A 13,105-nucleotide genomic window follows, 5' to 3' on the forward strand; every position below is an offset into this window, starting at 1 on the left:
GGGAGGAGCAGCCTCGGGGGCGTCACCGGGGTTCTGACCGCCATTGCCGGGGTTACCGCCATCGCCGGGGTTACCGCCATCGCCGGGGTTCTGGCCTACGTCGCCCAGCTCCTGGCCCCCGCCCCCGGTCCCCGGTGTCTGCGGTACCGGCTCGGGCCGTGGCCCGGTGATGGTCGTGGTGGGGCCCTCCGCGCTGATCTCGCCGAAGGCGCCGCTCGTGGTGAAGCCCCCCGGGGTGAGCGTGGTGGTCAGGTCCCCCTTCACGTCGACCGGCGTCGACACCGTCGTCGTGGTGCCGTCCGAGACGACCGTGTCGCCCCGGGGCGAGCTGATGGTGTTGACCCCGTTCACCGTCTCCGAGGTGAATCCGTCGGGCGTCGTGGTCGTCGTCGTGGTGGTGACGACGGGCGCCGGGGCGTCGGCGGCGGTCGGCGGCTTGTGCGCCCCGGGGTCGGTCTTGGTCGAGGTGGTCAGACCGTCCGGTGTCTTGACGGTGGTACCGAGGGCCCCCGTGTTCGGGGTCGACGTCGTCGTGGCCTGGATCCCGTGGAAGTTGGTCTTCTGGCTGAAGCCGGGCCCGTTGACGAAGAAGAAGTTGGTGAACCCGAACGTCCCGTCCGGGGCGAACCCGAAACTCTCCTTCGAGAACACCTTGCTCATGTTGCTCTTGAACTTGCCCTCGACGGTGAAGGAGTTCTTGAAGTTGTTGGCCAGCGCGCTGCCGCCGAAGACGGAGAGGCTGCCACCGATCGCGGCACCGATGGCACCCCCGATCGCGGCCCCCTTGGCGTCGAACGCCTTCTTCTCCACGAGGGCCGTGATGCAGGAGGCGAGGAAGCCGAGCGCGAACTCCGTCCCGGCGTCGATGGTGACCTTGATGGCCACCGAGCCCAGCGGGGAGATCTTCAGCCCGGTGACGCCCTTGCCGAGCGGCCCGATGAACTTACGGAACAGGGTGTTGCCGTCGAGGATCGCGCCGATGGCCTTGCCGATGGTCCCGGTGCCCTTGCCGAGCTTGGACAGCAGCGGGGCGACCTTGGCGAGCTTCGCGAGCCCGGCGCCGAGCTTGCCGAGCCCGCCCAGCAGCACGGCGCCCGGGATGAGGGAGACGATGCCGATGAGCAGCTCACCGACGTCGATCTTCCCCGTGCCGATCATCCGGATGAGACTGACCGCGAGCAGGGCCGCGCCGAGGAGGACCCCGAGCACCGGGACGAACACCGCGACGATGCCGATCACGATCCCCGCGATGATCTCGATCAGCGGGTTGTCGGCGAAGAACTCACCGAGCTGGGTGAGCACATCGCGGGCCGGGATGGCCACCGCGGCGGCCTCCCGCAGGGTCCTGGCGGCCTGGTCGGACGCTGTCTCCCTGGTGTCGCGCGCCTCCTCCCCCTTCCTGACGGCCTCCGCGAGCCGCTGCTGGGCGGCCTCGACCCGGGCCCGCTCCTCGCTGTCGGCGGTCACCTGCTCCGGGGTGGCGTCCGCCGCGAGCGCGGGCACCTGACTCCTCGCCAACGCCTCCACCGCGAGCCCCTGGTCGATCGCCTCGTCCAACAACGCCTGCGCGCGCTCCAGTTCACGCCCGTAGTGGTTGTACGCCTCGGCGGCGGCCGTGAAGGAGTCCCGGGCGTGCTCCAGCATGACCGGGACCTCTTTGATCCGGCCCTTGAGCGCGTCCATGGCCTGGCCCTTGCCCTGGGCGATGGCCTCGCCGCGCAGCAGGTCGACGCCCTCCCCGGCCTGCTCGCCGATGTGCCGGTAGGTCCCGGAGAGGGTCAGGATCCGCTCCGGCTCTCCGGGCGTGGGGTCCTCACCGAACCCGAGGATCTGCCAGCCCGTGGTGTGTCGTCGCGGCATGTGTACGGCCTCCTGGCTCCGGGTCTGCTCACCGCGCAGGGCACGTACGACCGCCCCGCCCCGGTTCAACCCGGCCGCGACACACCGGCGTTGAACCGGATCGGCGCCACCGTCCGTGTGCCCCCCGACGTGCGCCGACGGCGCGCGGGCGCGATCTGCCGGAGGAGGAGACGGGACGATGCGAGACGACCCGAGAACGACGAGCGGCCGGGGGTGCGGACGGCGGCACACGGCACAGGTGGCCGCCCTGTCCGGGCTGGCGCTGACCGCCGTACTGCTGCTGCCCGCACCCGCCCGCGCCACCGCACCGGCCGCGCCGCCCGACCGGCCGACGGCCGAGGTGAGCGCCGGGGCACCGGGCGGCGGGCGCACGGCGATGACCGCCGTCGCGGCTCCCGTCCTCGTCACCGCCGACGAGGTGACCAAGTTCTACGTCGTCAAGTCACCGCGGGAGAACGGCGGCGAGGCGGACGCGCTGCCCGGGATCGCGGCCCGGCTCCTCGGCACCCCCGACCGCGTCCAGGAGATCCTGGTGCTCAACACCGGCCGGCTGCTGCCGGGCGGCGAGGTCTTCGTCAGCGCGGACCAGGTGGTGCCCGGCTTCGCGCTGCGGCTGCCGACCGACGCGCAGGGGCCGGACGTCCAGGTCGGCCCCCTCCCCGAGGAGACGCCCGGCGAGGAGCAGCAGGAGCCCGCCGGGCCGGGGGGCGCCCCCGCGACCGGCCGTCCCACCGGCGCCTTCGGTGGCCCCGAGGTCCCCATGCCGCTGCTGATCGGCGGGATCGTGGCGGTGGTCCTGCTGACCGTGTCCATCCTGGCCCGCCGTCCGCTGGCCCGCTGGGCGCGGGCGCTGGGCCGGGGCGTCGCCGGAGCCGCGCGGGTGCTGCGCCCTCGGCTGCCGCGTCCGCTGGCGCTCGTCCTGCTGCGCCGGCGCCGGGCCGCGCTGGCCCGGCGGCTCGCCGCGGACAGCCGTACGCCGGTGCGGGTACGGTCCGCGCTCGCCGAACTGGTCCGCGCGGGCGGGCCCGGGTCGCCGCCCCGGGTGTACTCGGTCCGCGCCGGAGACGAGGAACTCCTCGCCTCGGTGTCGGGGGCCTTCGCGGCGCCCGAGCACTGGACGGCGCTGGAGGCCAACGCCTGGCGGCGCGAGGGCCTGCCGTCCGCGCTCGGTCACGGAGCGGGCGGCGACAAGGCCCCCCGCGAAGCCGCCGGTACGTCCGTGGCCCCGGCCGGGTCGGTGCTGACCCTGCCCCATCTGGCCCGGGTCGGGGTGGACGAACGCGGCGCCCAGGTCATGGTCGGGCTCGGCCAGATCAACGGGGCGCTGAGCGTCGGCGGCGATCAGCGGGTCGCCCAGGACACCGTGACCGCGCTCGGCCACGGACTGCTGGAACTGCCCTGGCAGAACACGGTGGTCGTGGTCCTCGACCCGGACGGGGACGTGCTGCCCGGGCTGCACGGTGTGGTGCGGGTGGGCTCGCTGGCGGAGGTGGCGGCCCGGGAGCCGGTGCAGGTCTTCGAGGTGGCGCGGCGGCTGGGGCTGGGCCTGGTACGCGCGCCCGAGGGCCCGGACCGTATCACCGGCTTCGTCCTCGTGCCGCGCCCGCCGGACCGTGCCGAGGCGCGCGCGCTGGCCGGGCTGGCGGCGCCGCGCGGCCGGTGGACCGTCCTGGCGGCCGGTGACGTCCCGGGCGCGCACTGGCGCTGGTACGCCGCCCCGGAGGGCACGGTCGACCTCGGGGTGCTGGGCCTGACGGTGATCGTGCCGACCCCGCTGAAAGTCGGGTGAACCCTTCGCCCGATCCCGTCGTGTTGACGGCGAGACGGACACAGCGGCGGGGCCGCACGAAACTCCGTTCCGGTGACCGGTGGCCTCCTCCCCGGTCACCGGGACGGTCCCCCGGCCGAAGGCCGAACGGCCCCCTTCCGCGGCCGGAACAGAGCCACGGACAACCACCTGAGATGCACGGGAAAGGCACAGCCATGCGGAAAACGCGGAACGCGGCGATCACGGCGACCGGCGTGGCCACGGCACTCGTCCTGCTGACCGCCTGCGGCGGGGAGCGGAGCGGCGGGGACGCGGCACCCGAGGACGCGCGGTCCACGGTGGCGGCGGCCGAGGCGGGCGCGGCCCAGGACTCCGGCGCCCGGCCCACCGCCGCGGGCACGCTGAGCGTCTGGCGGAGCGAGGCCCTCGGGCCGGTCGTCACCGACAGCGCGGGCTTCACGCTGTACCGGTTCGACGACGACACCGCCTCCCCGCCCAGGTCCACCTGCGAGGGCGACTGCGCGACAACCTGGCCGCCGGTGCTCGCGGCCGACGCCGAGGCGGCCGAGGGCATGGACCCGGCGCTGGTCGGCACGGTGGCCCGCTCCGACGGCACCCGGCAGCTCACCCTCGACGGCTGGCCGCTGTACCGGTACGTGAAGGACACCCGGCCCCGGCAGACCAACGGCCAGGGCGTGGGCGGCACCTGGTTCGCCGCCGCCCCCGACGGCGGCAAGGCGGGGGCCGACGGCGCGGGCGGCGCGGGCGATGGAGGCGGCGCGGGCGGCGCGAAGGGCGGGGACGCCGGGGCGCTGCCGCCGCTGTCGGTGCGCGAGGACGCCGAGCTGGGTGACATCGTCCGGGACGCCAAGGGCCGTACGCTGTACCGCTTCACCAAGGACACCGACTGGCCGATGACGTCCGCGTGCACCGGCGCCTGCCTGGAGAAGTGGAAGCCGGCCACCATGCTGGACAAGGACGCGCTGGACGACGTCGAGGGCATCGACCGCAAGGACGTCATCGCGTTCGAGCGGCCCGACGGGACCCGTCAGCTGACCATCGACTGCTGGCCGCTGTACTGGTTCACCGGCGACCAGGAGCCCGGTGACACGGCCGGCCAGGGGGTCGGCGGCACCTGGTTCGCGGTCCGCGCGGACGGCACGCTCGCCAAGTAGCCGGTGGGCCAGGCCCGTTGGAGGGGCGGGGCGGTTCCCTGAGGGGAGCCGCCCCGCCCTTTCCGGTACGGCGGTGGGGGGCGGTGCGCGGTCAGCGGAAGACCTGACCGCGCACCGCCCCCTGCGGGAAGTCCGCGGTGTGCAGGCTGACGTAGAAGCCGCCCGGCGCGGACGCCAGTTCCCGCAGGGTGGCCGGGTCGCTCACCGGGGCCGTGCCGGCCAGGGCGATGACGGTGTCCGGCAGGGCGGAGGTGAACAGCGGCACCGCGATCTCGCCGTCCTGGCCGAGGGCGCCGCGCTGGAGGTGGGCCTGGGTGGGCGGTTCGAGGTTGACCCAGGCCAGGGAGTAGCCGAGGGTGCCCTGGCCCGGGTCGAGCGAGACGGTGGTACTCGCGTCGGGGTCACCGGCCCCTCCGGCCCCTCCGGCCTCTCCGGCCTCTCCGGCCTCTCCGGCCGCCCCGTCGGCCCCGTCGGCTCCGGGTGTCCCGCCCCCGCCGGGCGCCGCCTCCGACTCCTGGGTCCCGTCCGCCGTGGCCCGCAGCGCCCCGCCGGGGATCACTCCGAGCGGGTCGACGGGGGTGTCGGAGACGGTGACGGGCCCGCTCAGCACCCCGTCGGGGGCCCCGGCGGCGGTCAGGGTGACCGTGAAGTCGCCCGGCCTCCCCCGGAGTGCCTCGGCGAGGGCGGCGTCGGTGAGGGTGAGCTGTCCCGCGGCGGCCGATGTGCCGTCCGGCAGCGGCGCGTCGAACAGCAGCACCGTCCCGCCGGTCCCCGCGTCCCCCGCCGTGCGCCGCACCTCGGCACGGCGCGGCGGTTCGACGCCGCTCCAGCTCAGCGAGAAGGTGACCCGCTCGCCCGAGACCTTGGCCAGTACGGCGGCGCCGGCGCCCGGTCCGCCGAGCCGGGCGATCAGCGACGTACCGGGGCCGCCCGGCACCGCGCCGGGGGAACCGGTCGCCGTGCCCGGCGCGGTGGCCCGGCCGGTGCCGCGGGGAGCCGCGCCGGTGTCCGCCCCGCCGGTGACCGGCGCGGCGCACGCGGTCAGCCCGGCGGTCAGTCCGGCGCTCAGCAGTACGGCCTGGGCGGCGCTGAGGAGCCTGCGCATGGTCTCCACGTCCTCACTTCTCGTCGGCGACGGCGCCCGGGCCCCGCCGAACGGGATCCCGGGCACACGGAGCACGCACGACCGGCGAGGCCGGTTCAGACCGCCCTGCAAGAACCGTCGGACACCCTCACGCAGCCCCAAGCACCCTCACGCAGCCTCACGCAGCCTCAAGAAAGAGAGAGCGGGGCTCAGCTGTCGAAGTCCACCGCGAGCTTCTCCGACACCGGGTACGACTGGCAGGTCAGCACATACCCCGCCGCCACCTCACCCGGCTCCAGCGCGTAGTTGCGCCGCATGTCCACCTCGCCGTCGGTGATCCGCGCCCGGCAGGTTCCGCACACCCCGCCCTTGCAGGCGAACGGGACGTCGGAGCGGACCCGCGCGGCGGAGTCGAGCAGCGAGCGCCCGCGGGGCAGCGCGGCGGTGGTGGTGCGGCCGTCGAGGGTGAGGGTGACCTCGCTGACCGGTCCGTCGGCCTTCGGCTCCTCGTGCCGTACGGGCACGGGTGGTTCGTCGGCGTAGAACAGCTCCTGGTGGATCCGTTCGCGGGGCACGTCGAGGCCGCCGAGGACCTCGCGCGCGTCGGTCACCATGCCGTGCGGCCCGCACAGCCACCAGTGGTCGGCGGCGGGGACGTCGACCAGCGCCCCGACCAGAGCGGTGAGGCGTTCGGCGTCGAGCCGGCCGGAGAGCAGATCGGCCTCGCGCGGTTCACGGGAGAGGACATGGGCGAGCTGGAAGCGCGTACGGTACTCGTCCTTCAGGTCGGCGAGTTCGTCCGCGAACATCACGGTGTCGGTGCGGCGGTTGCCGTAGAAGAGGGTGACCTGGGAGCGGTCGTCGGCGGCCAGTACGGACTCGGCGATGGACATCATGGGGGTGATGCCGGAACCGGCGGCGATCAGCACATGGTGGCCGGGCGCGGAGAGGTCGGGGGTGAAGCGTCCGGTGGGGGCCATCACCTCGACGGTGTCACCGGGCCGGGCCGCGCGGACCAGCCAGGAGGAGACGAAGCCGCCGGGCACCTCCCGCACCCCGATCCGGGGCGCGGCACCGGCCGGGGAGCAGATGGAGTACGACCGCCGCTCGTCGCGCCCGTGCGCCGGGCGCCGCAGGGTGAGTGACTGGCCGGGCCGGAACGCGAACTCCTCGGCGAGCGCCGCGGGCACCTCGAAGGTGACGGCGACCGCGTCGTCGCACAGCCGCTCCACGGCGGCGATCCGCAGCGCGTGGAACGCCGGCCGCCTGCGCCGGACCCCGGTTCCGGGAGCGGTCGTCCCGGACACCTCCGCCGCGTCGGCCGCTCCGGCCGCTCCGGCCACGTCGGCGCTCTCAGCCATCAGATCTCCTTGACGTACTCGAACGGCTCGTGGCAGGCCCGGCAGCGCCAGAGGGCCTTGCACGAGGTGGCCGCGAAGCGGGAGGTCTCCTCGGTGTCGGCGGAGCCGCAGCGCGGGCAGGTGACGGGGGGCCGGGTCGGGGACAGGACGAGGGGGACGGGACCGGCGGGGCGGTGCGGGGCCGGGCCCGGCGGGGCGATGCCGTGCTCGGCGAGCTTGCGGCGGCCGGTGTCGGTGATCCAGTCGCTGGTCCAGGGCGGGTCCAGGACGGTACGGATCTCCACCCGCTCGAACCCCGCCTGCCGCAGCCGGGCGGCGACGTCGGCGCGCATCTCGGCCATGGCCGGGCAGCCCGAGTAGGTCGGGGTGAGTCCGGCGACGACGGTGCCGTCCGGGGTGAGGGAGACGTCCCGCAGGACTCCCAGGTCGGCCAGGGTGAGCATGGGGAGTTCGGGGTCGGGCACCTGTTCGGCGATGTACCGGGCCCGCCGCAGCTCGGTCAGGACGGTCACCATGTCGCCTCCGGGTCGGCGCGGGCCACGCTCTGCAACTCGGTGAGCAGCGGGGCCAGATGGGCGGTGTGGTCGCCGGCGCGGCCGTCGCCGGGCAGCGCGGCGGGCTCCGGCAGGGCGAGTCCGGCGGCGTCGAGGACCTGCCGCAGATCGCCGAGGACCGCCGCGCGGGCGTCGTACGCCCGGAACAGTTCCTCCCAGTAGGGCGCGAGCGCCGTCAGGGCGGCCGTCGTACGGGCGCGGGACTCGTCGGTGCCGTCGCCGAGCCGTACGGCCCACTCGGCGGCGTACTGGCGGTGGTAGGTCAGTTCCCTGACGCCCTTGGCGGCGATCGCCGCGAGCACCGGGTCGGGGGCGCCGGACAGCTCGGTGAGGTGGGCGAGGCGCCAGCTCGCGAAGACCAGCAGCCGGACGATCGCGTGGGCGAAGTCGGCGTCGGGGAGTTCGGCGAGGCGTACGTTGCGGAACGCGCCGGGGTCGCGGAAGTAGGCGTACGCGTCCTCGCCGCGCCCGGTGCCGTCCGCCTGGCCGGCGCGGGAGTACAGCAGCCGGGTCTGGCCGAGCAGATCGAGGCCGATGTTGGCGAGGGCGACCTCCTCCTCCAGTTCGGGGGCCCGGGTGACCCACTCGGCGAGCCGCTGGGCCAGCACCAGCGCGTCATCGCCGAGCGCGAGGCAGTCGGCGGCCAGCCGGGCGGCGTCCACCCCCGCGGGCACGGTGGTGTCCACGCCGTGCAGCGGGTCCTCGAAGCCGGTGCCGAACGCCCAGCGGGCGTCGCTGTCGTCATGGGTCTCGGCCAGGCTCAGATAGACGTGGTCGTCACTCATCCCCGCTCGCCTCTCTCGGTGTCTGTCGTTGCGGTCATCCGCTGTCCCTAGATGTGCGGGACGTCCTCGGGGATGTCGTAGAACGTCGGATGGCGGTAGACCTTGTCCGCGCTGGGGGAGAAGAACGGGTCCTTCTCGTCGCGGGTGGTCGCGGCGATGTGCTCGGAGCGCACCACCCAGATGCTGACGCCTTCGTTGCGCCGGGTGTACAGGTCGCGGGCGTGGGTGAGGGCCATCTCGTCGTCGGCGGCGTGCAGCGAGCCGACGTGGACGTGGTTGAGTCCGCGCTTGCCCCGGACGAAGACCTCGTACAGGGGCCAGCCGTCGTGCTGCTGGGGGTGGTGCTGCTCGGCGTGGTGCCGCTGGGGGTGGTGCTGCTGGGGGTGGTCGCTCATGCCGCCGCCTCCGTACGGGCTCGGGCCGCCTTCTTGGCGGCGTGGGCGGTGGCGGCCTCGCGCACCCAGGCGCCGTCCTCGTGGGCGGAGCGGCGCACCCGTACCCGCTGTGCGTTGCACGGGCCGTCGCCGCTGATGACGCGCTTCAGCTCGGCGAAGTCCGGGCGGCCGAAGTCATGGCGGCCCCGCTCCTCGTTCCAGCGCAGTTCGGGGTCGGGCAGGGTGACGCCCAGCTTCTCGGCCTGCGGGACGGTCATGTCCACGAACCGCTGGCGCAGTTCGTCGTTGCTGTGCCGCTTGATCTTCCAGGCCATGGACCGCGCGGAGTTGGGCGAGTCGTCGTCGGGCGGGCCGAACATCATCAGGGACGGCCACCACCAGCGGTCCACGGAGTCCTGCACCATGGCGCGCTGGGCGTCGGTGCCGCGCATCATGGTCATCAGCAGTTCGTAGCCCTGGCGCTGGTGGAAGGACTCCTCCTTGCAGATGCGGACCATGGCGCGCGCGTAGGGGCCGTAGGAGCTGCGGCACAGGGGCACCTGGTTGCAGATCGCGGCGCCGTCCACGAACCAGCCGATGACACCGACGTCGGCGAAGGTGGGGGTGGGGTAGTTGAAGATCGAGGAGTACTTCTGGCGGCCCTCGATCAGCCGCTCGGTGAGGTCGGCGCGGTCGGCGCCGAGGGTCTCGGCGGCCGAGTACAGGTACAGGCCGTGGCCGGCCTCGTCCTGGACCTTGGCGAACAGGATCGCCTTGCGGCGCAGTGAGGGCGCGCGGGTGATCCACTCGCCCTCGGGCTGCATGCCGATGATCTCGGAGTGCGCGTGCTGGGCGATCTGGCGGACCAACGTCTTGCGGTAGGCGTCCGGCATCCAGTCCCTCGGCTCGATGCGCTGGTCCCGCGCGATCGTGGCCTCGAAGGAGGACTCCAGGTCGTCCCGCGGGTCTTCTTGCGGGGCGTCCCGCACGGGTTGCCGCAGGTCCTCCCGCGTCGCCGGGTCCGTCGTGACCTTGTCTCCCACGGTGTCTCCCACTCTCCCCTCACCACCCAACCGACCATTCGTTCGGTTCATCATACGGCGCACCTCCCCCGCCCTGGCAAGCCCTGAGCGGCCCGGCGGGGCGCGACGACGGGGCTTCTCCCCGTGGTGACGGCAGGGCTTCTACGCGTGGTGACGGCGGGGCGACGGGGCGCGACGGAGGGGCTTCTCCCCGTGATGACGGCGGGGCGGCGGGCCGTCACCACGGGTAGAAGCCCTGCCCCGTCTTGCGCCCCAGCTCACCACGGGCCACCTTGTCCCGCAGCAGCCGCGGCGGGGCGAACCGGTCACCCAGCGTGGTGTGCAGATACTCGGCGATGGCGAGCCGTACGTCGAGACCCACGAGGTCGGTCAGCCGCAGCGGGCCCATGGGGTGCTTGTAGCCGAGCCGCATGGCGTCGTCGATGGCCTCGGGGGTGGCGACCCCCTCCTCCACCATCCGGATCGCCTCCAGGCCGAGGGCGAGCCCGAGGCGGCTGCTGGCGAACCCGGGCGAGTCCTTGACCACCACGTCCTGCTTGCCGAGCGCCGCGGTCCAGCCCCGCGCGGCCTGTACGACCCGGTCGGCGCTGTCGGGGGCGACCACGATCTCGACCAGCGCGGAGGCGGGCACCGGGTTGAAGAAGTGCAGGCCGAGGAAGCGCTCGGGGCGGCGCAGGGCGGCGGCGAGGTCGGTGACGGAGAGCGAGCTGGTGTTGGTGGCCAGGACGGCGCTCGCGTCCACCACCTCCTCGGCGGCCCGCAGCAGCCGCGCCTTGAGCCCGGCGTCCTCGGGCACCGCCTCCACGACCAGCTCGGTGGCCGGGTCCAGCGCGTCCACCGAGGGCACGGCGGTCAGCCGCTCCAGCACCCGCCCGGCCGGTTCGCGCACCAGCCCGCGCTCCTCGGCCCGGCGCAGGCTCGCGCCGATCCGCTCCAGCGCCGCCGCGGCGGCCTCGGCGCCGCTCTCCACCACGGTCACGCAGGACCCGGCGGTGGCGAAGGACTGGGCGATCCCCGCGCCCATCCGGCCACCGCCGAGGACGGCGACCGTCCCGGGTACCGCTGTCATGAGCCGTTCCTCCGCTCCAGGAAGCGGGTCATCCGCTCCCTCTTGTCCTGCCCTTCGAACAGCACGGCCTGCGCCAGGTCGTCGGCGACCGGATGCGCGCCCGGCGCGTCCACGACGAGCTTGGTCAGCCGTAGCGCGAGGGCGGAGGAGCGGGCCATCCGGTCGAGCACCGCGTGGGCCCGCTCCAGCAGTTCCCCGGCCGCCACGACGTCCAGGACCAGCCCCGCCGCGTACGCCTCCCGGGCGTCGAGCCGCCGCCCGGCCAGCAGGATCTGCTTGGCGACCGACTCCCCGACCAGTTCCGGCAGCCGCCAGCAGGCACCGGCGGCGGCGAGGATGCCGAGGCCGGGCTCGGGGTTGCCGAACACCGCGTCAGGCCCGGCGATCCGCAGATCGCAGGCGTAGGCCAGTTCGGCGCCCCCGCCCAGCGCCCAGCCGTCGACGGCGGCGAGGGTGGGCATCGGCAGCCGCCGTACCCGCTCGAAGAGCCGGCTGTTGATACCGCGCAGCGCCTCGTCCCGGCCGCGTTCGCGCAGTTCGGCGATGTCGGCACCGCCCGCGAAGACCCCGCCGTGGCCGATGAGCAGCAGCAGCCGGGGGTCGCGCTCCAGCCGCTCGCACACCTCGTGGAGTTCGGCGATCATCCACGCGCTGATGGCGTTGCGCGCCTCGGGCCGGTGGAGGGTGACGACGACCCGGTCGTCCCGCTCCTCGACGCGGAGGGTGTCGTACGCCTGCGCAGGCGTGCTGTCGCTGATGTCGCTCACGCCGCTCACACCGTCTCCACCAGCATCGCGACGCCCTGTCCCACGCCCACGCACAGGGTGGCGAGGCCCCGGCGGCCGTTCTCCCGTTCCAGCCGGCCCAGCAGGGTCAGCAGGATGCGGGCGCCGGAGCAGCCGAGGGGGTGACCGAGGGCGATGGCCCCGCCGTCGGCGTTGACCTTCCCCGCGCCGGACGCGTCGGCCCCTTCGGTCAGCCCCAGCCGCCGGATCACGGCGAGGGCCTGCGCGGCGAACGCCTCGTTGAGTTCTACGGCGTCCAGGTCGCCGACCGCCCATCCGGCCCGCGCGAGGGCCTTCTCGGTCGCGGGGACCGGGCCGAGGCCCATGAGCTGGGGCGCGACCCCCGCGGAGGCGGCGGTGACGATCCGCGCGCGGGGCGTGAGCCCGTACCGCTCGACGGCCTGCGCGCTCGCCACGACCAGCGCGGCGGCCCCGTCGGACAGCGGTGACGCGGAGCCCGCGGTGACGATGCCGTCGGCGCGGAACACGGTCCGCAGCCGGCCCAGCTTCTCCAGGGTGGTGCCGGGGCGGGGGCCCTCGTCGCGGGTCACCTCGCCGCCCTCGACCGGCACCGGCACGATCTCGCGGACGAAGTGCCCCGCCTCCTGGGCGGCCACGGCCCGCTGGTGACTGCGCAGGGCGAAGGCGTCGGAGTCGGCGCGGGTGATGCCGTCCAGGGCCGCGACCTCCTCGGCCGTCTCCCCCATGGACAGGGTGAGCCGGACCGTCCCGGGCCCGGCATCGGCGGGCACCGCCCGGTCGGCGGCGGTGAAGCGCGGGTTGGTGAACCGCCAGCCGAGCGCGGTGTCGAAGGTCTGCCCCGGCTTGGCCCACGGGGTCCCCGGCTTCTCCGTCACCCAGGGGGCCCGGGTCATGGACTCCACGCCCCCGGCCACCACCAGGTCGGCCTCGCCCGCGCGGATCGACTGGGCCGCCGAGGCGACCGCGGTCAGCCCGGAGGCGCAGAGCCGGTTGACGGTGTAGCCGGGCACGGTGTGCGGCAGTCCGGCGAGCAGTACGGCCATCCGGGCCACGTCCCGGTTGTCCTCACCGGCCTGGTTGGCGGCCCCGAGGATCACCTCGTCCACGGCCTCCCCCGGGACCCCGGCGCGGCGTACGGCCTCGCCCACGACGAGGGCGGCGAGGTCGTCGGGGCGTACGGCGGCGAGTGCCCCGCCGTAGCGTCCCTGCGGGGTGCGGGCCCCGTCGACCAGATAGACGTCGGACATACGGAAGGCTCCTCGGCT

Annotated in this window: 12 protein-coding genes; 3 read left to right on the forward strand and 9 right to left on the reverse strand. The window is 74.6% G+C overall.

Annotated elements, in window-relative coordinates:
* The first annotated feature begins 175 nt into the window (after positions 1-175).
* From ACIQNG_RS05780 to ACIQNG_RS05790, 3 genes are all read left to right on the forward strand, one after another.
* Positions 176-1,507: a hypothetical protein gene (locus tag ACIQNG_RS05780; protein WP_401482764.1), complete on the forward strand. Its 1,332-nt coding sequence runs from the start codon at positions 176-178 to the stop codon at positions 1,505-1,507.
* Positions 1,508-2,038: 531 nt separating this feature from the next.
* Positions 2,039-3,649, forward strand: a complete 1,611-nt coding sequence (locus ACIQNG_RS05785; protein WP_401482765.1) for a hypothetical protein — start codon at positions 2,039-2,041, stop codon at positions 3,647-3,649.
* A gap of 194 nt (positions 3,650-3,843) precedes the next feature.
* Positions 3,844-4,803 (forward strand): SCO0930 family lipoprotein, encoded by a 960-nt coding sequence (locus ACIQNG_RS05790; protein ID WP_401482766.1) that lies wholly within the window; start codon positions 3,844-3,846, stop codon positions 4,801-4,803.
* Between the two features lie 91 nt (positions 4,804-4,894).
* On the opposite strand, the gene ACIQNG_RS05795 is transcribed toward ACIQNG_RS05790, so the two are convergent.
* From ACIQNG_RS05795 to ACIQNG_RS05835, 9 genes are all read right to left on the reverse strand, one after another.
* Positions 4,895-5,908 (reverse strand): CHRD domain-containing protein, encoded by a 1,014-nt coding sequence (locus tag ACIQNG_RS05795; protein WP_401482767.1) that lies wholly within the window; start codon positions 5,906-5,908, stop codon positions 4,895-4,897.
* A gap of 188 nt (positions 5,909-6,096) precedes the next feature.
* Positions 6,097-7,248 (reverse strand): 1,2-phenylacetyl-CoA epoxidase subunit PaaE, encoded by a 1,152-nt coding sequence (paaE, locus tag ACIQNG_RS05800; protein ID WP_401482768.1) that lies wholly within the window; start codon positions 7,246-7,248, stop codon positions 6,097-6,099.
* A complete protein-coding gene (paaD, locus tag ACIQNG_RS05805) occupies positions 7,248-7,763 on the reverse strand; it encodes a 1,2-phenylacetyl-CoA epoxidase subunit PaaD (RefSeq protein ID WP_401482769.1) in 516 nt (171 codons plus the stop codon). Before paaD ends, paaE begins: the two co-directional genes overlap by 1 nt.
* Positions 7,757-8,587: a 1,2-phenylacetyl-CoA epoxidase subunit PaaC gene (paaC, locus tag ACIQNG_RS05810; RefSeq protein ID WP_401482770.1), complete on the reverse strand. Its 831-nt coding sequence runs from the start codon at positions 8,585-8,587 to the stop codon at positions 7,757-7,759. Before paaC ends, paaD begins: the two co-directional genes overlap by 7 nt.
* Positions 8,588-8,634: 47 nt before the next feature.
* Entirely contained in the window at positions 8,635-8,982 is a 348-nt protein-coding gene (paaB, locus tag ACIQNG_RS05815) for a 1,2-phenylacetyl-CoA epoxidase subunit PaaB (RefSeq protein ID WP_401482771.1), read from the reverse strand.
* Positions 8,979-9,962 (reverse strand): 1,2-phenylacetyl-CoA epoxidase subunit PaaA, encoded by a 984-nt coding sequence (paaA, locus tag ACIQNG_RS05820; RefSeq protein ID WP_401483042.1) that lies wholly within the window; start codon positions 9,960-9,962, stop codon positions 8,979-8,981. Before paaA ends, paaB begins: the two co-directional genes overlap by 4 nt.
* 259 nt (positions 9,963-10,221) lie before the next feature.
* Positions 10,222-11,073: a 3-hydroxyacyl-CoA dehydrogenase family protein gene (locus tag ACIQNG_RS05825; protein WP_401482772.1), complete on the reverse strand. Its 852-nt coding sequence runs from the start codon at positions 11,071-11,073 to the stop codon at positions 10,222-10,224.
* Positions 11,070-11,831 (reverse strand): enoyl-CoA hydratase/isomerase family protein, encoded by a 762-nt coding sequence (locus ACIQNG_RS05830; protein WP_401483044.1) that lies wholly within the window; start codon positions 11,829-11,831, stop codon positions 11,070-11,072. Before ACIQNG_RS05830 ends, ACIQNG_RS05825 begins: the two co-directional genes overlap by 4 nt.
* Before the next feature lie 14 nt (positions 11,832-11,845).
* Complete coding sequence (locus ACIQNG_RS05835; protein WP_401482773.1) at positions 11,846-13,087, reverse strand: thiolase family protein; 1,242 nt, start codon at positions 13,085-13,087, stop codon at positions 11,846-11,848.
* Positions 13,088-13,105 lie beyond the last annotated feature (18 nt).

It is taken from the genome of Streptomyces sp. NPDC091377, from assembly GCF_044757045.1.
GTDB lineage: Bacteria > Actinomycetota > Actinomycetes > Streptomycetales > Streptomycetaceae > Streptomyces.

What these genes read in the sequence shown, in the direction of transcription:
- ACIQNG_RS05785 (WP_401482765.1), top strand. Translation starts at nt 2,039, where the DNA reads ATGCGAGACGACCCGAGAACGACGAGCGGCCGGGGGTGCGGACGGCGG.
- ACIQNG_RS05790 (WP_401482766.1), top strand. Translation starts at nt 3,844, where the DNA reads ATGCGGAAAACGCGGAACGCGGCGATCACGGCGACCGGCGTGGCCACG.
- ACIQNG_RS05795 (WP_401482767.1), bottom strand. Translation starts at nt 5,908, where the DNA reads ATGCGCAGGCTCCTCAGCGCCGCCCAGGCCGTACTGCTGAGCGCCGGA.
- paaE (WP_401482768.1), bottom strand. Translation starts at nt 7,248, where the DNA reads ATGGCTGAGAGCGCCGACGTGGCCGGAGCGGCCGGAGCGGCCGACGCG.
- paaD (WP_401482769.1), bottom strand. Translation starts at nt 7,763, where the DNA reads ATGGTGACCGTCCTGACCGAGCTGCGGCGGGCCCGGTACATCGCCGAA.
- paaC (WP_401482770.1), bottom strand. Translation starts at nt 8,587, where the DNA reads ATGAGTGACGACCACGTCTATCTGAGCCTGGCCGAGACCCATGACGAC.
- paaB (WP_401482771.1), bottom strand. Translation starts at nt 8,982, where the DNA reads ATGAGCGACCACCCCCAGCAGCACCACCCCCAGCGGCACCACGCCGAG.
- ACIQNG_RS05825 (WP_401482772.1), bottom strand. Translation starts at nt 11,073, where the DNA reads ATGACAGCGGTACCCGGGACGGTCGCCGTCCTCGGCGGTGGCCGGATG.
- ACIQNG_RS05835 (WP_401482773.1), bottom strand. Translation starts at nt 13,087, where the DNA reads ATGTCCGACGTCTATCTGGTCGACGGGGCCCGCACCCCGCAGGGACGC.